We start from the raw sequence: 17,795 nt of genomic DNA, 5'->3' as shown, positions 1-17,795 counted from the left end.
TCCGGTCTCAAGCTGCCTGTTTTGCAGTGACGAACGCCGCAAGGCTCGCCACGTTACTGAAGTGATTGCGCGTGTCCTTGGCGTCGGCGTCGATTTTGATGCCGTATTTTTTCTGGATGGCCAGGCCGAGTTCCAGGGCGTCTACCGAGTCCAGGCCCAGGCCTTCGCCGAACAAAGTCTGGTCGTCGCCGATGTCTTCGGCGCTGATGTCTTCGAGGCCGAGGGCATCGATGATAAGCATTTTGATATCACGGTGCAGATCGCTCATCTTCGGCGAGCTCCTTAATAAAGTAAGAATGTAGATAATCGTTGAGCTTGCGCGAAGCCTGCGGCGCAGGGCCCAGCGCGGCGAAGGCCTGTGGATCTATATCGGCCCCGACCCGGAAACTGAAGTGCACGCGGCGCTTTGGGATCCGATACCAGGGCTCGGCCTTGGACAATGTGGTCGGGCTGACCTTGATGATCACCGGAGTCAGGATTTTCGCACCCCGCAGGGCAATCGCCGCACCCCCCCGATGAAAGGCCGGCGCCTGGCCCGGTTGGGTGCGGGTGCCTTCGGGAAAGATGATCAGGGTCTGGCCGTTTTTCAGCGCGTCGGCGGCGGCATCGAGCATGTCCATGCTGCCGTCGTTACTGATGTATTCGGTGCGGCGCAGCGGACTGCGGGTGAAGGGGTTTTCCCAGAGGCTTTGCTTGACCACGCAATTGGCGTGGCGCACCAGGCCGATCAGGAACACCACGTCGATCAACGACGGGTGATTGGCCATGATCATCTGCCCCGGTCTCCCGAGTTTTTCTGCGCCCTGGATGTCGTAGGTCAGTACCCCGGCGCGGGCCATGAAACGGATGAAAAACCAGAAACAGCGACTGACCGTGTGCCGCGCGCGTAACCGGTGCGTCTGGGCATCGCCCGGCAGGCAGCTCAGCAACGGGAAAACCAACAGACGCAGGCACAGACCGCCCAACCCGAACAGTGCGAAGCTCGCGGCAGTGGCCAGCAGGCGCCAGTAATAGGCGTCGCGGTGCTTTTCAGTCATGGGTTGCGTTGCCAGGTCCATACACGATTTTTCCAGGCATGTTGGCAGGTGGTTTGCTGGCCTAGCAGGATTTGCAACAGATTCAGCGCGTGGGGCCAGCGGGATTTGGACAACGCATCCGTGGGGCTGTTCAGGGACAGCTGCCAGTCATTGCCGGGGGTTATCAACAGACCGACGGCATAGGGGAACGGCACATCGTCGATCCAGGTCGAGTAAGCCTCGGGCGGTTGTTCTTCAGTGACCACAAGCAATACCGCGGGCGCGCCTTCGTTCAACAGGGCTGCAGCCTCCAGCATGCCGTGTTCCAGACCATCGCCGGCCGCCGCGAGGGCAGTCATTTCGCTGGTTTCGCCGCGCAGGATCGACCAGAGGCCGATGATCGCGTTGTGCACCGAGAGGCTGAACTGGGTGGGCGACAGCGGCTGATCAACCGCCAGTTCGCTGAGAATGTCGAACGTGCGCGGGGTTTCGCCGTGACGGGATACGAAGACCAACGGCAAGTCCTGGCGACCCTCGGCCAATGGCCAGCCGACGCAGAACGCCATCCGCGCCAGACGGCTGAGTCGCCGGCGCTGCATGGCCGGCAGAAACGAGACATCCGGGGCGGCATCGCTGCCCGGCAGCACAACCGGTTGTCGGCTCCAGGCTTGCCAATCGTCCACGCTTTCGAGCCCTGGGGCCCATGCGCGCCACTGGGCGATGTTGAAATTGATCACAGACATTCATCCCGCCCTTGCAGGCATCGTTGACGCGATGAGTGGCCGACAACCACGACTCACCTACGTGGCGATTGCGCCGAGTGGCGCGCATTATCCGGGTGCGGCGGACGTGTAGCAAATAGTGGTTACATTTTGCTCAGTGTTATGTCCCGAATGGTTCAAAAAAACTGAATATTTGACAATTATTCTGGTTACTACGCGCCCGTTTGTCGGTTCAGACTCGGGCCATGGTGCTTTTTTTACTTGAGATGACCAATGACCGAGCAGTCCTTCTGCCGGGGAGGTAGATAAGCAACACCGAGGGCCACTACACTCGGTCATTCTTTGATACACGGAGGTTTTGACATGCGGCGCGTGGTGTTCAATCAGAAAGGTGGCGTGGGCAAGTCCAGTATTGCCTGCAATCTGGCGGCGGTCAGCGCCAGCGAGGGTTATCGCACCTTGTTGGTGGATCTCGATGCCCAGGCCAATTCCACTCAGTACCTGACGGGACTCACCGGTAACGACATTCCGATGGGGATTGCCGATTTCTTCAAGCAGACCTTGTCTTCCGGGCCTTTCTCCAAGAAAAACCAGGTCGATATCTACGAAACCCCGTTCGACAACCTTCACGTCATCACCGCCACCGCCGAGCTGGCCGACCTGCAGCCCAAGCTTGAGGCCAAGCACAAGATCAACAAGCTGCGTAAGTTGCTCGAAGAGCTTGATGAGGATTACGACCGGATCTATCTGGATACGCCGCCAGCGCTAAATTTCTACGCAGTATCAGCGTTGATCGCCGCTGATCGTGTGCTGATTCCCTTCGATTGCGACAGTTTTTCGCGTCAGGCGCTTTACGGGTTATTGGCGGAAATAGAAGAACTGAAAGATGATCACAACGAAGGGTTGGAGGTCGAAGGCATCGTGGTCAACCAGTTCCAGGCACGTGCCAGTCTGCCCCAGCAGATCCTTGACGAGCTGATTGCCGAGGGCTTGCCGGTACTGCCGGTGTATTTGGGCAGTTCGGTGCGCATGCGCGAATCCCATCAGGCCAACACACCGCTGATCCATCTCGATCCGCGGCACAAGCTGACACAGCAGTTTGTCGAGTTACATAACTTGCTGGAAAAAAGCTGATCTTTGCTAATCGCACATAAACACTGTGGGAGCGAGCCTGCTCGCGATGAGGGCTTTACATTCAACATCTCTGTTGACTGATCCGCCGCCATCGCGAGCAGGCTCGCTCCCACATTGGTTCCGTGTATCTTCAGATTCCCTGACTACGCAACCAGCTCATCAGCTGCGGCAACGGGAGCGCCCCGCTCTGGCGCGCAACCTCCCGACCGTTCTTGAACAGAATCAGGCTTGGAATCGAGCGAATCCCCAACTGCGCCGACAACTGCTGGTTCGCCTCGCTGTCCAACTTGGCCAGCCGACACTTGCCCGCCAATTGCCCCGCCGCCTGCTCGAACACCGGCGCAAACGACTTGCACGGCCCGCACCAGTCCGCCCACACATCTACCAGTAGCGGCAGGTCGCCCTTGATCTGGCTGGCGTAATCGCCTTGCTTCAATTCAAAAGGCTTGTTCAGCAAAACCTCAGCCTTGCAGCGGCCGCATTTGGGATGGTCTCCCAGGCGCTCGGCGGGGATGCGGTTGAGGCCGTTGCAGTGGGGGCAGGGGATGAGGAGAGGGTCGGTCATGGGTTGATCCTGTTAAGAAGCCGATCACTCCTATTTGGAGACGTTTGCTCATATTTTCAATCGTGCGATGCCAGTCGATAAAACTAGGCTGAAACGTACCTGGCGAGACCATTGGTCTGTTTGGGATTATCGCATATTGCGATATTTTTGATCTGTGATTAACTCCCCATAGCAGAATGCGATAAGGATGTTGCATGCATGTCATCACCGAAAAACGAATACGTGAAGCAAAGGAAAAATGGCCACAGGCAGCCAACGCTTTGGATCACTGGTATCAATTGGCTAAAGGAAGTACGCCGGCGGATTTCGCGACGATGAAGGCCTTATTCCCTGCTATCGACAAGGTGGGCGAATTTCACGTTTTCGATATCGGTGGCAACAAATTGCGACTGATCGCTTTCGTCAGGTATCGGTCCCAAAAGCTTTATATCAAGCATTTGCTGGATCACCGCGAATACGACCGCGGCAAATGGAAGGAGGGAAGAGTATGAGTGTTCTGATCAAAAGAGCGGCCGAACATTGGGAGTTCGTCGCCCCTGTGTTGCGCAAACCAAAAAACGAAGACGACTATGACATGCTGGTACGGGCGCTCGACGAGTTGCTCGAGATGACTGGCGATGATGAGACCCATCCGCTGATGAGCCTGGTGGATATCATCGGTGACTGGATTGAGGAATGGGATAACAAGCATCACCCAATGCCGAAGCCTAGCGGTGCCGACGTCCTCGGCTACTTGATGCGCGAACACGGCCTCACGCAGAGTGACCTGCCAGGTGTCGGCACCCAATCGGTCGTATCCGAGATTCTGAGTGGCAAGCGTCAGCTCAACCTGCGGCAGATCCGCTGGTTGGCCGAGCGCTTTGGTGTGTCGGTGGAAACCTTTATCTGATGGGGGTTCAGGAAGAACAACTGATCTCCAAATGCTTGCCCCACTCCGGCGGCCGTTCGGCATAGCTTTCCATCCCCGGTTGCTCCTCGAACGGCTTGCTCAGCACGGCGTGCAGTCGTCGAACTTCCGAATAGTCGCCATTTTCCGCCGCATCGATCGCTTTTTGCGCCAGGTAATTACGCAGGATGTACAGCGGGTTGACCGTGTGCATGCGTTGGCGGCGTTGTTCCTGATCCAGTTCGCCTTCCCGGGCAACTCGGGCAACGTACAGCTCACCCCAGGCATCGAAGCCCTTGAGGTCGACGAAATCGTTGCGCAAGCGGGTGACGGCTGCTGCCGGTGATTCTTCACCCAGGCGACGGAAGAACAGGCTGTAATCGACGCCGCTGTTTTGCATCAGTCGCAGCAGTTGTTCCAGAAGCTTTTGATCGTCGTCTTCGGCGGTGGTGAGGCCGAGGCGGCGGCGCATCAGGTCCAGGTAATGGGCCTGGAACAGCGGCAGGTATAGGCCGAGGGTCTCGCGCAGGGCCTCGACGCTGATGAACGGTGTCAGCGCTTGAGCCAATGCGCTGAGGTTCCACTGACCGATGGGCACTTGGTTGCTGAAGGAATAGCGGCCCTGATCGTCGGAGTGGTTGCAGATGAAGTTGGCGTCAAAATCGTCGAGGAAGGCGAACGGGCCGAAGTCGAAGGTGATGCCGAGGATCGACATGTTGTCGGTGTTCATCACGCCGTGGCAGAAGCCGTAGGCTTGCCACTTGGCAATCAGTTCGGCGTTGCGCTCGACGATTTCGCGGAACATCGCCAGATACGGTTCTGGTTGCTCCAGGCACTCGGGAAAGTGCATGGCCAGCACGTGTTCGCCCAGTTCTTTCTGCTTCTCCGGGCGTTTGGTGTAGTAGAAATATTCGAAATGCCCGAAGCGCACGTGGCTCGGCGCCAGGCGCAGCACCATGGCTGCGCGTTCCTGTTTCTCGCGCCACACCGGCGTGTCGGAACCGATCACGCACAGCGCCCGGGTGGTCGGGATGTTCAGGGCATGCAGCGCTTCGGAGGCGAGGAATTCGCGGATCGACGAGCGCAACACCGCGCGGCCATCGCCCATGCGTGAAAACGGTGTCTGGCCGGCGCCCTTGAGGTGCAGGTCCCAGTGCTCGCCCGCCTCGTTGTACACCTCGCCCAGCAACAGGCCGCGACCGTCGCCCAGTTGCGGGTTGTACGAGCCGAACTGATGGCCGGAATAGACCATCGCCCGGGGAATCGCATCGGCCCAGAGCTTGTGGCCGCTGAATAACTCGGCGAACTCCGGCGTTTCGGCCACAGTCGGGTCGAGATCCAGCAACGCCATGGCGGCGGGGCTGGCGACTACGAGGCGCGGGTTGTCGATGGGCTCGGGCAGCACGTGGGCGGAAAACGCATCGCCCAGGCGGTCGAAGCGATTATCGAAGGTCAGTTCGTCGAGGGCTTTCAAGGGCCGGCTCCAGCAGAATGTCCGAGCATTCTGCTGGGGAAAGACCGGTTAGTCGAGTTTGGCGGGCGGCGGCTCTTGCACCGGCTTGCCGTCGACCAGCGGCACGATGGTTTTCGCTTCCGGCTCGATCGGCACCATCTTGTATTCCTGGCCGTGGAGATTCTTGAGGTAGACCTCCATCTGCCGGAACGAGATGTTGATGTGCTGCTTCTTGAACTCGCGATTGATGAAGCGGTTGACCTCATCGAGCACCGGGTTTCGGTCGCCGAGGTCGCGCACGTGCATGCGCAACTCGTGGTCGAGGGTGCTTTCGCCAAAATTCAGGAAATACACGTGCGGCTCGGGTTCTTTGAGTACCCGTGGGTTTTCCCGCGCAGCTTTCAGCAGCAGTTCTTTCACCAGGTCCAGGTCCGAGCCGTAATCGACCCCGAGCTTGAGCGTCACCCGTGTGATGGTGTCGGTCAGGGACCAGTTGATCAGTTGCCCGGTAATGAACGTCTTGTTCGGGACGATGATGTCCTTGCGGTCGAAGTCGGTGATGGTCGTTGCGCGGATGCGGATCTTGCTCACCGTGCCCGACAGGTTGCCGATGGTGATGGTGTCGCCGATCCGCACCGGGCGTTCGAACAGGATCATGATGCCGGAGATGAAGTTGGCGAAGATCTCCTGCATGCCGAAGCCGAGGCCGACCGAGAGCGCTGCGACCAGCCATTGCAGCTTGTCCCAACTCACGCCGAGCGTGGATAAGGTCGAGACAAAACCGATGCCGGCGATCACATACGACAGCAACGTGGTGGTGGCATAGGCGCTGCCTTGGGCGAGGTTCAGCTTTGACAGCACGAACACTTCCAGCAGACCGGGCAGGTTGCGCGCCAGGGCAAAGGTGATGCCGATGATGATCAGCGCGCCGAGCATGTCGCCGATGCTGATCGGCACCATGCTCATGTTGGCGCCGGTGCCGCTGGTGTATTCGTAGAGGGTGATGTTGTCCAGGTACGAGAACACCGAAATCAAGTCCGACCAGACCCAGTACAGCGCGGCGATGAAGCCGCCCAGCAGCGCCAGGCGGATCAGGCGCAGGGATTGCTCGTTAACCTTCTCGATGTCCAGCGTCGGTTCTTCGATGACCGCTTCGCCGTCGCCGGCCTCTTTCGCCGCCTGACGTTTGGCCAGGGCGCGTTGGTAAGCCAGGCGCCGTGCCGCGACGCTCAGGCCGCGCACGAAAGTCGCTTCGATCACCAGCCAGAACATCAGCAGGTAAAGGGTGTTAATCAACCGGTCGCTGAGTTTGAGCGCGGTGTAGTAGTAGCCGAAGCACACGGCCACGAACAACGCGATGGGCAGCGCGGTGAACAGAATGCCCAGAACCTTGCGGAACAGCGAGGCGTTTTCGTGGGTCGGGCTGCTGATCAGCAAGCGGCTGAGCAACCAGGTCATCAAGGCGTAGCAGATCAGCACCACGGGCATGCCGAGCACGTCATCGGCCAGTGCCGCCGGTTGCAGTTCCGCAACCGCCACCACGGTAACCAGAGCCATCACCACCATGCCAAGGCGACGGACCCAGCCGCGGAGGAATTCGACCTGGGGTTTTTCCCAGCGGAAATGCAATTCCGCCACGCCGCCCGGCGCCAGAATCCGGTACGCGGTGTAGAACACCAGCCAGGCCCCGGCCATTTGCAGCAATGCTGCACCCATGCTCGCGTTTTGCCCGCGGGCGTCGATTTGCAGGGCCAGGGCACATAGGGCGAGGCCCAGCGACACCGGCATCGCCAGCAGAATGTTGATCAAAATGGCCTGCGGTGTGTGCAACTGGCTGTCACGCTTGAAGTGGCCGATGTCCTGGTGAACCTTGTTCAGGCGCGCATACAGCTGCTTGCGTCGCCACAACAGTGCGCCAATCAGTAATGCCAGCGGCAGGAACAACAGGGGGCGCTGGGTCAGGCCGTCGACCAATTCACTCAGGCTCGAGGCCCAGGGCAGGGTATCGACCTGACGTTTCAGGCGTTCCGGCACCGCATGCATCCACTCCAGATCCAGTGGCTTGTTGCTGGGAATCCAGAACATCTGCTCATCGAGGGTCGCCCGCAGGCTTTGCGCAGTGCTGAGCAGTTGCTTCTGGTTCAGTTGCAGGGTGATGGATTCGTTGAGTACCGCGCTTAGTTCGCGGTTCAGGCGTTCCAGCAGATCGGCGCGGGTCGTGGCCAGTTCCAGCAGGCTTTTGCGCAGCTGCGGGGTGACCTGTTCCGGCGGTTGAGCCGCCAGCAGGTTGTCGACGTAGGTGGCCGGGTTGCTGAGCAGTTCGCGTTGCTGGCTGACTTCGAATTGATACAGACGAATGTCGGCGATCTGGTCCGCCAGGTCGCGGTCGACCCGCAGTCGCGGCAAGGCCTGTTTCTGCTTGTAGAGAATCTTGGAGAGCAGCAGGCTGCCCTTGAGGACGTTGATCTGTTCATCCAGGGCGGAATCGCTCTGGGTCAGGCTGTCCAGTTGTTGCTTGGTTTGCAGGTTTTTCTGGGTGACCACGTTGAGGCGGTCGGTACTTTTGAGCAAGTAATCCGAAAGCTTCAGGTTGGCCGTGCTTTCGGTAGCCAACAGGCTGCTGCCGCCGGCCTTCTGCGCTTCGATCGATTGCTGGGTCACCGTTTCTTGAGACTGCGCGAGGCGCTTCTCATTGATCAGGTTTTGCAGCTCTTGAATTTCCTGATCCAGGCGATCGGACTTTTCCGATAGCAGGTCATGCTGGCTGTTGCCCAGGTCTTGCAGCTGGTTGTTGCCGGCCAATTCCTGGCGGCGCAGCGGGATCAGGGCGTTCAGGGCCATGAGCTCGGCATTCAGCTGGTCGCGTTGCTCGGCACTCAAGGTCTTGCCGGCGTCTTTGCCGGCCTTGAGGATGTTGTTGATCTGTTGGATGCGCGTCTGGCTGGCGGAAATTTCCGCCTGGGCGCGTTCGGGGCGAGTCTGGGCGGTAATGATCAAGCTATTGGCGTCGCCCAAGGCCTTTTGCAGATCGCTTTGCTGGGTCGAACGCTCGGTGAGCATTTGCTCGAGCTGCTGAATCGACTCCTTGGCAAAGCGTTGCGCCACCGGTACTACGCTGCTGGCCTTGAGACGGGTCAGCTCACGCTGGTTTTCGATGGTCTGTTTGGGCGCAGTCGCCAGTTGTTGCTTGAGGGCGACCAGTTTCTGCTCGTAATCGCTCTGGTTGCTGAGCTGAGTCAGCGTGCTTTGCAGGACCGATTGCAGGGCCTTTTGATCGGCCTCCGGCAGTTTGCGGTCGGCGATCTTGTCCAGGCTCGCCTGCACGGATTCGCGGGTGGGTGGTTCGGCGGCTTGTAACGTACCGACAGAGAGACTCAGGCCCAAAAGGACCATGACGAAAAAGGTGCGCAGGCTTGACATAGAGACCGATCAAATACGAGGCGAAGAGTGGAGTTTAGAGGAACAAGCCCGGACCCGGGCGACTTCCTTCGGGGAATCTGACGCCCACTTTGCCGATTCTGTTCCCGTCCATGACCGCGACGGTCCAGATGGTGTTGTTCCATTCCACCTGGTCGCCAACTACTGGCGCACCGCCCACTTTCTGGGCAATGAACTTGCCCAGGGACATCTCCGGATCGATGCCTTCGACCTTCAACCCGTACAGGGCAGCAACCGCGGCCAGCTGGGCGTCTCCTTCGAGTACGAAGTCGCCGAAGAAGCGCAAATCGAGGCCCCGTTGCGGCGCCTGGCTGAAGAGTTTTCCGAGGGCTGCAAGGTTGTGTTCATGGCCGATTACACACAGTAAATCATCGACTTCCAGCACCGTACTACCCGACGGATGGAGCAGTTGCTGGCCACGAAACAGCGCCGCGATGCGGGTGCCTTCGGGCATTTTCAGCTCGCGCAGGGGGGAGCCGATGCACCATTTTTCGGCGCCGAGGCGATAAACGAACAACTCCCACTCGCTGGTGACATGTACTTCAAGGGCGGAACGAGAGATCGGCGCAGGCTCTGGCGGAACGGTCACTTTCAAAAGCTTCGCCACCCACGGCAGGCTCGTGCCCTGCACCAGCAGCGACACCAGCACGATAAAGAAGGCGAGGTTGAAGTAGAGTTGGGCGTTCGGCAGGCCAGCCATCAGCGGGAACACCGCCAGAATGATCGGGACCGCGCCACGCAAGCCGACCCAGGAAATGAAGGCCTTTTCGCGTCCGTGGAACGCCTTGAACGGTAACAGTCCGACCACCACCGACAGCGGCCGGGCGAACAGGATCATCCACAGCGCTAGGGCGAGGGCCGGCAGGGCAATCGGCAGCAAGTCGTGGGGCGTGACGAGCAGGCCCAGCACCAGGAACATGCCGATCTGTGCCAGCCAGGCCATGCCGTCGAGCATGTGCAGAATGCCGTGGCGGCTGCGCACCGGGCGGTTGCCGATCACCAGACCGCACAAGTAAACCGCCAGGAAACCGCTGCCGTGCAGGGCGTTGGTCAGCGCGAACACCACCAGACCGCCGGCGATGACCAGGATTGGATAGAGGCCGGTGGCCAGGTTGATGCGGTTGACCAGTTGCAACATCAGCCAGCCGCCGCCCAGACCAATCACACCACCGATGCCGAACTCGCGCAGCAGGTGCGTCAGAAGGCTCCAGTGCAGGCCGGTCTGGCCGCTGGCGAGCATATCGATGAGGGTCACGGTGAGAAACACCGCCATCGGGTCGTTGCTGCCGGATTCGATTTCGAGGCTGGCGGTCACCCGTTCGTTCAGGCCTTTGCCGCCCAGCAGCGAGAATACTGCCGCGGCATCGGTGGAACCGACGATGGCGCCGATCAGCAGGCCTTGAATCATATTGAGGTCGAACAGCCAGGCGGCGGCCATGCCGGTCAGCCCGGTGGTAATCAGCACCCCGACCGTCGCCAGCGACAGCGCGGGCCATAATGCGACACGGAAACTCGACACCCGGGTGCGCAACCCGCCATCGAGCAGGATCACCGCCAATGCAAGGTTGCCGACCAGATAAGCCGTGGGGTAGTTGTCGAAGATAATGCCGCCGCCGTCGACGCCAGCGGCCATGCCCACGGCCAGGATAATCACCAGAATCGGGATACCGAGGCGGGACGATAGTGAACTCACCAGAATGCTCGCACCTACCAGCAACGCGCCGATCAAGAACAGGCTGTTGATGGTCGTCGCATTCAAAGGCAGTACTCCAGAAAGCTGAAAGGCGGGCACAAACTGACCATGCAGTCTGCGTGCCAGCGATTCTAACCTGTTGAAATGTGATGCTGTCAAAAAGCTTTTGACGGTTTGACGCGCCGCGCGCGAAACCTGTGGCGAGGGAGCTTGCTCCCGTTGGGCCGCGTAGCGACCCCCCGAGTTGTTTCAGACAGATTTTGCAAGATCGATTGCGACTGCTGCGCAGTCGAGCGGGAGCAAGCTCCCTCGCCACAGGGGTTGTGGGGTCCAGTTACAGGCTAAACCGGCCAACCATCGTGTTCAGGTCCACCGCCAGACGCGACAACTCGCTACTCGCCGCACTCGTCTGGTTGGCACCGGTCGCCGATTGCACCGACAAATCACGAATGTTCACCAGATTGCGGTCCACTTCCCGGGCCACTTGCGCCTGTTCTTCGGCGGCGCTGGCGATCACCAGGTTGCGTTCGTTGATTTCGACAATCGCACTGTTGATCGTGTCCAGCGACATCCCGGCGCCACGGGCGATGTTCAGCGTCGACTCGGCGCGCTCGGTGCTGTTGCGCATCGAATCCACGGCGTGCTCGGTACCGCTCTGGATGCTGCCGATCATGCGTTCGATTTCGCTGGTCGACTGCTGGGTGCGATGCGCCAACGCGCGAACCTCGTCCGCCACCACGGCAAAGCCGCGCCCGGCTTCACCGGCCCGCGCCGCTTCAATGGCCGCGTTCAAGGCCAGCAGGTTGGTCTGATCGGCCAGGCCACGAATCACATCCAGTACCTTGCCGATATCGCGGGACTCATTGGCCAGGTCGCCAATCAAGGACGCAGTGCTCTGCACATCAGCGCTCATGCGTTCGATGGCGCTGACGGTTTCCTGCACCAGATCGCGACCGTCACCGGCGGAAGTGGTGGCGTTTTTCGACGCTTCGGACGTGCTGACGGCGTTGCGCGCGACTTCTTCCACGGCGCTGGTCATTTCATTGACCGCAGTGGCGGCTTGCTCGATTTCGTTGTTCTGCTGGGTCAGGCCACGGGCGCTTTCGTCGGTGACGCTGTTGAGCTCTTCCGCAGCCGACGCCAGTTGCGTGGCCGAGCCGGAAATTCGTTGCAGGGTGTCACGCAGTTTTTCCTGCATCTTCGACATCGCCAGCAACAGGCGACCGGCCTCGTCTTCGCCATCGACGGTGATCGGACGCGTCAGGTTGCCTTCGGCGATCTGTTCAGCGGCGTCCAGGGCGTTGGCGATGGGCTTGGTGATGCTGTTGGTCAGCAACCAGGCGAACAGCATGGTCAGGCCGGTGGCGATGACCAGCAGGGTGATTACCAGGTTAAAGGCCGATTCATATTGGTCGGCGGCTTGCTGGTTGGTGTCGAGGGTCTGCTGGGTGTTGATCTCCAGCAGCTTGTTCAATACCGCGTTGACCGCTTCGGAGTTGCTCAGCAGATCGGCGTTGAGCAGGCTGCGCAGTTCGTCGACCTGATTGTTGCGCGACAGGGTCTTCATGCGGTCTTCGATTTGGCGGTACTGCCCGAGCAACTGCACGTATTGGTCGTAGGCCGCGCGTTCCTGCGGGCTGCTGATCAGTTTTTCGTAGGTGGCCTGGGCGCTGCGAATCTGCTGGTTGCGCATATCCAGCAGCTCCATGGTTTTCTGCTGCACGTCTGGTTCGCGATTCACCAGCAAGCGGTAGGACAGCACTCGCAAACGCAGGGTCAGTTGGGTGAACTCGTCGAGGCTCTTGATGCTCGGCACGCTGGTCACGGTGATGTCTTCAGCGGCGTCGCGGATCTTGCTCATCTGGTTCAGGGCAAACACGCCCAGCAGCAGCATCAAGCCGCCAATCAGGGCAAAGCCGAGGAACGCTCGCGGGGCGATATTCATATTACGAAGGGACATTGGGATTACCGAAAAGAGCGCACCTGAGCGGTGCCGAGGCTGACGTATGAATGCCTTATCGGTCGTACGACTAAAGTCTTGAGCCCCTGCGCGGTTTTGCCGCACAAACACTGTGGCGACGAAGTGCAGGAACCAGAATCGCCAATCACAGTCTTTAAAGTTCGCGAGGGAGGTCACCCCTCAGGAAAATCAAGGCTTTGCGCCTGGATAACCCTGGCATCCGTGGTGACTTTTCTTTATCGTACGCGCCCTTTGAAAATGCCTGGAAAATCAAAATGTTGGAAACATCCCTAAGCCAATTGGAACAACTGGTCAGCGACCTGGTGCAACAGAACCAGACTTTGGTCAGCACCAACCAGACCCTGAGCGCCGAACTGGCCCAGGCCAAGGATGAAAACGAAAGCCTGCAACTGAGCCTGATGGAACAGGAAGAGAAGCAAGGCGCTACCGCCGCACGCATTCAGGCCCTGGTTGAGCGCGTCAGCGCTGGCCCTGTCAGCGCATGAGTTACAACGCCGCAGGGGTAAAAGTCGTCTCGATCCTCGGAGAGGACTATTCGATCAAGGCGCCGGCCGGGGAAGAACAAACCCTGCTGGACGCTGCATTAATGTTGAAAGCTGCCCTGGCCGACACCAAACGGAAGTACCCGACGCTGATCGGTGATCGCCTGCTGGTACTGGCCGCGATGAATCTGTGCTCCCAGCAGATCGAAATGCAGAAGCAACACAAGCTCGAACTCGACCGTTACCAAGAGCAAGTCAGCGCCACGGTTGAAGTGATCTCCAAGACGATCAATCAGGCCTGATCGGCTTTGCGCACAACCAAAGAATAAATTGTCGGTTGCGTTGTATACAATCGGCACGGCTGTTGCAGTGTTTCAGCCTCTTATTCTTTGGGGGTGCTCCATGCAGTTCTGGCGACGCAGTATTCAGTGGCAGTTGATCCTGAGCATGGGCACCGCCCTGCTGGTCAGTATCCTGATCGTGGTTGGCATTTATACCCTCGTGGTCAACCGCCTCGCCCAGAGCTATCTGGTCGAACAAGCGCTGCCGTCGAGCATCGAAGCGATGCGCAACGACATCGAGCGCATCCTCGTTCAACCACTCACCGCCGCCAAGGACATCGCCAGCAACAGCATGGTGCGCGACTGGCTGGCCGAGGGTGAAAACAGTGCCCAGAGCGCTACGTTCACCACTTACCTCGAAGGCATCCGCGCCGAACACAAAGCCTTTACCGCGCTGATCGTCGGCACCGCATCCAATCATTACTACACCGAGAAAGGTCTGGACCGCACCCTCAGTCGCTCCAATCCCAAGGACGCCTGGTTCTATGCGTTTCTCGACAGCAACCAGCCGCGCACCCTCAATATCGACAACGACACGGCCACCGGAGAATTGGCGCTTTTCATCGACCTTAAAGTCGAGAAGGCCGGCAAAGTCGTGGGCGTCGCCGGGCTTGGCCTGAGCATGAAAGAGCTGTCGGAGCTGATTCACAACTTCAGCTTCGGGGAGCGCGGCAAGGTCTATCTCGTGCGTTCTGACGGTTTGATCCAGGTTCATCCTGAGGCGCAATTCAGCGGCAAACGCACCTTGGCTGAACAGATTGGTGACCCGGCGGCACAAGCGGTCATGGGTCAAAAAAATGCCACCAACAGTGGCTTCCAACGTGACGGCGAAGACTTTCTCGCGTTGAGTCTGCCACTGCGCGATCTCGGCTGGACCCTGGTGGCCGAAGTGCCGCAGTCGCAAATCTACGCCGAGGCCCGCCGCGCCATGTGGATGAGCAGCGGCATCGGCCTGGCGGTGGCGCTGGTGTGCCTGTTGCTGGTGGTGTTGCTGGCCCGTGGGCTGGTGCGACCGATTCGGCAGGTAACAGCAGCGCTGGTCGCTATCGGTAGCGGTGGTGGGGATTTGACCCATCGTCTGGATGCCAGCCGCGCCGATGAATTGGGTGATCTGGCGCGGGGTTTCAATCGGTTCCTCGACAGTCAGCGCGACATGATCGGTGAAGTGCTGACCACCAGCGAACGCTTGCGCACGGCAGTTGGTCAAGTGGCGCGGGTGGTGGACAACACCGCCGAACGCTCGGGACGCCAGCAGGAAATGACCGACATGGTTGCCACGGCTGTCCATGAAATGGGCCTGACCGTGCAGGAAATCGCGCAAAACGCCGGCAACGCGGCGGTCGCTTCGCAAAATGCGCGGGACGAGGCGATGCAGGCGCGGGAAGTGGTCGGCGGTTCGATCCGCCATATAGAAAGCATGTCCGATGAAATCGGCCTCGCGGCGGGCGCGGTGGGTGAGTTGGCGAATCAGGTCGCGTCCATCGATCAGGTGTTGGCGGTGATTCGCGGGATTTCCGAGCAGACCAACTTGCTGGCGCTCAACGCGGCCATTGAAGCGGCGCGGGCTGGCGACATGGGGCGCGGTTTTGCGGTGGTGGCTGATGAAGTGCGGACCCTTGCGCGGCGCACGCAATCGTCCACCGATGAGATTCAGCAAATGATCGGCAGTCTCAAGCAAGGCGCGGAAAATGCGGTGTCATCGATGCATTCCGGGCAAGCGGCGACCGGCACCGGTGTCGAGTCGAGCCAGCGTACGGGGGCTTCGTTGACGGCGATTACCGGACAGGTCGAGCGCATCAGCGACATGAACCATCAGGTGGCGACGGCGACGGAAGAGCAGTCGGCGGTGACTGAAGAGATCAACCGCAACGTGCAGGGGATTTCCGATTTGGCCCGGGCGACGGCGGGGGAGGTCAGGGCTTGTCGTGAGGATTGCCAGACGTTGCAGCGGTTGGCGGATGATCTGGCGCGGCAGATGGGTGGGTTCAAGCTGAGTTAAGAGACAACTTTGTGGCGAGGGAGCTTGCTCCCGCTGGAGTGCGAAGCGCTCCCAAATCCGGCAACCCGGGTATATGTGATGCACCGAGTTGCCTGTATTTGCGGCTGCTTCGCAGGCGAGCGGGAGCAAGCTCCCTCGCCACAAAAACTTGCGAGTCGTCAGAACCACTCATCCTGCATACCCAGGCAAACATCATCCCGAGCCTCAAGTATCGCCAGTTCATGGTGACAACCCGGTACTTCCCAGGTCAGGAAATACCGCGCCGCCTGCAACTTGCCTTTATAAAAGCTCACATCCGCCGCATTGCCCTTGGCCAAACCTTCCTCGGCGCGAATCGCCTGTTCCAGCCAGCGCCAGCCAATGACGGTGTGGCCGAACACCTTCAAGTACAGCGCCGAGTTTGCCAGGCTGCTGTTGACCTTGCCTTGGCCCAGATCGGTCAGCAGGCCGATGGTCACGGCTTGCAAGCGGGCGACCAGTTTTTCCAGCGGTTCACGCAGCGGCGTCAATGAATCAAACGCCTGTGCTCGCTCGCCAGTGTCGGCGATCAGGCGGATAAGTTGCTTGAGCCCGGCACCGCCGTTCTGCGCCAGTTTGCGCCCCAGCAAATCTAGCGATTGAATGCCGTGGGTGCCTTCGTGGATCGGGTTCAGGCGGTTGTCGCGGTAGTACTGCTCCACCGGATATTCGCGGGTGTAGCCGTGACCGCCGAGAATCTGGATCGCCAGTTCGTTGGCCTTCAGGCAAAACTCCGACGGCCAGGATTTGACGATGGGCGTCAGCAGATCCAGCAGCTCATGAGCCTGCTTGCGTTCGGCTTCAGTCTCTAGCGTGGTGGTGTCATCGAACAGTCGTGCGGCGTACAAACCGAGGTCGAACGAACCTTCGACGTAAGCTTTCTGGGTCAGCAGCATGCGTTTGACGTCGGCGTGCTGAATGATTGCCACCGGCGCAGTGTTCGGGTCCTTGCTGTCTGGCACGCGACCTTGCGGACGTTCGCGGGCGTACTCCAGCGAATACAAGTAACCGGCGTAGCCGAGCATCACCGCGCCCATGCCGACGCCGATCCGCGCCTCGTTCATCATCTGGAACATGTAGCTCAAGCCATGATGCGGCTTGCCCACCAAATAGCCGACACACTCACCGTTATCGCCGAAGTTAAGCGCTGTCGACGTGGTGCCGCGCCAACCCATCTTGTGGAACAGGCCTGCGAGCAATACGTCGTTACGCTTGCCGAGGCTGCCGTCATCGTTGACCAGGAATTTGGGCACGATGAACAGCGAAATACCCTTCACCCCGGCCGGCGCATCTGGCAACTTGGCCAGCACCATGTGCACGATGTTTTCCGACAGCGGGTGATCGCCGCCGGAGATGAAGATCTTGTTGCCCTTGAGGCGATAAGTGCCGTCAGACGCCGGCTCGGCGCGTGTACGAATATCCGACAGCGATGAACCGGCGTGCGGCTCGGTCAGGGCCATGGTGCCGAAGAAGCGTCCGTCGATCATCGGTTGCAGGAACCGGCGTTTCTGCTGGTCGGTGCCGAAGCTCTCGATCAGGTTTGCCGCGCCCATGGTCAGGAACGGGTACGAAGTCGACGCGGCGTTGGCCGATTGGAAATGCGCAAAGCAAGCCTGGGACAGCAGTGTAGGAAGTTGCATGCCGCCGGCTTCGAAACTGCGCGCCGCGTTGAGGAAACCGGCTTCGAGGAAGGCATCCACCGCCGGTTTCACTTCCGGAATCAGAATCGCCTGACCGTCTTCATAGCGCGGTTCGTTCTCGTCACCCTTGCGGTTGTGCGGGGCGAAGAATTTTTCCGCGATGTTACGGGCGGTGCCGAGGGCGGCATCGAAGGTTTCGCGGTTGTGCTCGGCAAAACGCTCACGCTGGGTCAGGCCCTCGGCATCGAGGACTTCATACAGCTCGAAAGCCAGATTGCGGGAACTGAGCAACGTCTCGGACATGGCGGCCTACCTTTTATTGGGATGGGCCGAGTCTAGGCGTGGGAATAAAGGCTGAACAGGATGATTGATGAGCGTGATGTTGGAGCCGGGCGCCGACTTAGCAAACACCCCAAAACAACTGTGG

The 17,795-nt window shown here is 59.6% G+C and carries 15 protein-coding genes and 2 pseudogenes; 7 read left to right on the top strand and 10 right to left on the bottom strand.

Annotated elements, in window-relative coordinates:
* Positions 1-7 precede the first annotated feature (7 nt).
* Genes KGB21_RS02085 through KGB21_RS02075 form a run of 3 tightly spaced genes read right to left on the bottom strand, consistent with a single transcriptional unit; the run spans position 8 to position 1,759 of the window.
* Entirely contained in the window at positions 8-268 is a 261-nt protein-coding gene (locus tag KGB21_RS02085) for a phosphopantetheine-binding protein (RefSeq protein WP_034148648.1), read from the bottom strand.
* Positions 249-1,058 carry a lysophospholipid acyltransferase family protein gene (locus KGB21_RS02080; RefSeq protein ID WP_034148649.1) on the bottom strand — a complete coding sequence of 270 codons (810 nt, stop codon included), beginning with the start codon at positions 1,056-1,058 and terminating at the stop codon, positions 249-251. Before KGB21_RS02080 ends, KGB21_RS02085 begins: the two co-directional genes overlap by 20 nt.
* Positions 1,034-1,759: a beta-ketoacyl synthase chain length factor gene (locus KGB21_RS02075; RefSeq protein WP_223503342.1), complete on the bottom strand. Its 726-nt coding sequence runs from the start codon at positions 1,757-1,759 to the stop codon at positions 1,034-1,036. The genes KGB21_RS02080 and KGB21_RS02075 overlap by 25 nt, the downstream gene beginning before the upstream one ends.
* A 342-nt stretch (positions 1,760-2,101) precedes the next feature.
* Here KGB21_RS02075 and KGB21_RS02070 point away from each other — a divergent pair, with 342 nt between their 5' ends.
* Positions 2,102-2,872 (top strand): ParA family protein, encoded by a 771-nt coding sequence (locus KGB21_RS02070; protein ID WP_034148651.1) that lies wholly within the window; start codon positions 2,102-2,104, stop codon positions 2,870-2,872.
* A 130-nt stretch (positions 2,873-3,002) separates the two neighbouring features.
* Here KGB21_RS02070 and trxC read toward each other — a convergent pair whose 3' ends face one another.
* The gene (gene trxC, locus KGB21_RS02065) at positions 3,003-3,437 is read right to left on the bottom strand and encodes a thioredoxin TrxC (protein ID WP_168757114.1); all 435 of its coding nucleotides are present in this window, start codon (positions 3,435-3,437) and stop codon (positions 3,003-3,005) included.
* A 194-nt stretch (positions 3,438-3,631) separates the two neighbouring features.
* On the opposite strand from trxC, the gene KGB21_RS02060 reads away from it, so the two are divergent.
* Positions 3,632-3,928 carry a type II toxin-antitoxin system HigB family toxin gene (locus KGB21_RS02060; RefSeq protein ID WP_223503340.1) on the top strand — a complete coding sequence of 99 codons (297 nt, stop codon included), beginning with the start codon at positions 3,632-3,634 and terminating at the stop codon, positions 3,926-3,928.
* On the top strand, positions 3,925-4,326 hold the full coding sequence (locus tag KGB21_RS02055; protein WP_223503338.1) for a type II toxin-antitoxin system HigA family antitoxin: 402 nt from the start codon (positions 3,925-3,927) through the stop codon (positions 4,324-4,326). The genes KGB21_RS02060 and KGB21_RS02055 overlap by 4 nt, the downstream gene beginning before the upstream one ends.
* Positions 4,327-4,333: 7 nt before the next feature.
* Here the strand turns inward: KGB21_RS02055 and selO are convergent, their stop codons facing one another.
* The 5 genes and pseudogenes from selO to KGB21_RS29510 form a co-directional block, all read right to left on the bottom strand.
* Entirely contained in the window at positions 4,334-5,797 is a 1,464-nt protein-coding gene (selO, locus tag KGB21_RS02050) for a protein adenylyltransferase SelO (protein WP_223503336.1), read from the bottom strand.
* Between the two features lie 48 nt (positions 5,798-5,845).
* Positions 5,846-9,196 (bottom strand): mechanosensitive channel MscK, encoded by a 3,351-nt coding sequence (gene mscK / locus KGB21_RS02045; protein ID WP_223503334.1) that lies wholly within the window; start codon positions 9,194-9,196, stop codon positions 5,846-5,848.
* A gap of 34 nt (positions 9,197-9,230) precedes the next feature.
* The gene (locus KGB21_RS02040; protein ID WP_034148670.1) at positions 9,231-10,973 is read right to left on the bottom strand and encodes a potassium/proton antiporter; all 1,743 of its coding nucleotides are present in this window, start codon (positions 10,971-10,973) and stop codon (positions 9,231-9,233) included.
* A 268-nt stretch (positions 10,974-11,241) separates the two neighbouring features.
* Positions 11,242-12,105 carry a methyl-accepting chemotaxis protein gene (locus tag KGB21_RS29515; protein WP_411741308.1) on the bottom strand — a complete coding sequence of 288 codons (864 nt, stop codon included), beginning with the start codon at positions 12,103-12,105 and terminating at the stop codon, positions 11,242-11,244.
* Positions 12,097-12,852 (bottom strand): annotated as a pseudogene (locus KGB21_RS29510) (MCP four helix bundle domain-containing protein); the annotation flags it as partial. The pseudogene KGB21_RS29510 and the gene KGB21_RS29515, both read right to left, overlap by 9 nt.
* 290 nt (positions 12,853-13,142) lie before the next feature.
* Between KGB21_RS29510 and KGB21_RS02030 the strand changes: the two are divergent.
* The 4 genes and pseudogenes from KGB21_RS02030 (at position 13,143) to KGB21_RS29500 (ending at position 15,710) form a co-directional block, all read left to right on the top strand.
* A complete protein-coding gene (locus KGB21_RS02030; protein ID WP_034148751.1) occupies positions 13,143-13,373 on the top strand; it encodes a hypothetical protein in 231 nt (76 codons plus the stop codon).
* Positions 13,370-13,672 (top strand): cell division protein ZapA, encoded by a 303-nt coding sequence (locus KGB21_RS02025; protein ID WP_034148672.1) that lies wholly within the window; start codon positions 13,370-13,372, stop codon positions 13,670-13,672. Before KGB21_RS02030 ends, KGB21_RS02025 begins: the two co-directional genes overlap by 4 nt.
* Positions 13,673-13,772: 100 nt before the next feature.
* A pseudogene (locus KGB21_RS29505) lies at positions 13,773-14,846 on the top strand (cache domain-containing protein); the annotation flags it as partial.
* Positions 14,847-14,864: 18 nt separating this feature from the next.
* Positions 14,865-15,710, top strand: coding sequence for a methyl-accepting chemotaxis protein (locus KGB21_RS29500; protein WP_411741307.1), 846 nt, complete (start codon positions 14,865-14,867; stop codon positions 15,708-15,710).
* Positions 15,711-15,868: 158 nt separating this feature from the next.
* Here the strand turns inward: KGB21_RS29500 and KGB21_RS02015 are convergent, their stop codons facing one another.
* Positions 15,869-17,671, bottom strand: a complete 1,803-nt coding sequence (locus KGB21_RS02015) for an acyl-CoA dehydrogenase (protein WP_223503330.1) — start codon at positions 17,669-17,671, stop codon at positions 15,869-15,871.
* Positions 17,672-17,795 lie beyond the last annotated feature (124 nt).

It is taken from the genome of Pseudomonas sp. GL-RE-29, assembly GCF_019947275.1.
In the GTDB taxonomy this organism is placed as follows: Bacteria; Pseudomonadota; Gammaproteobacteria; order Pseudomonadales; family Pseudomonadaceae; genus Aquipseudomonas; species Aquipseudomonas fluorescens_A.
This window is presented reverse-complemented; position numbering and strand designations above follow the sequence as displayed.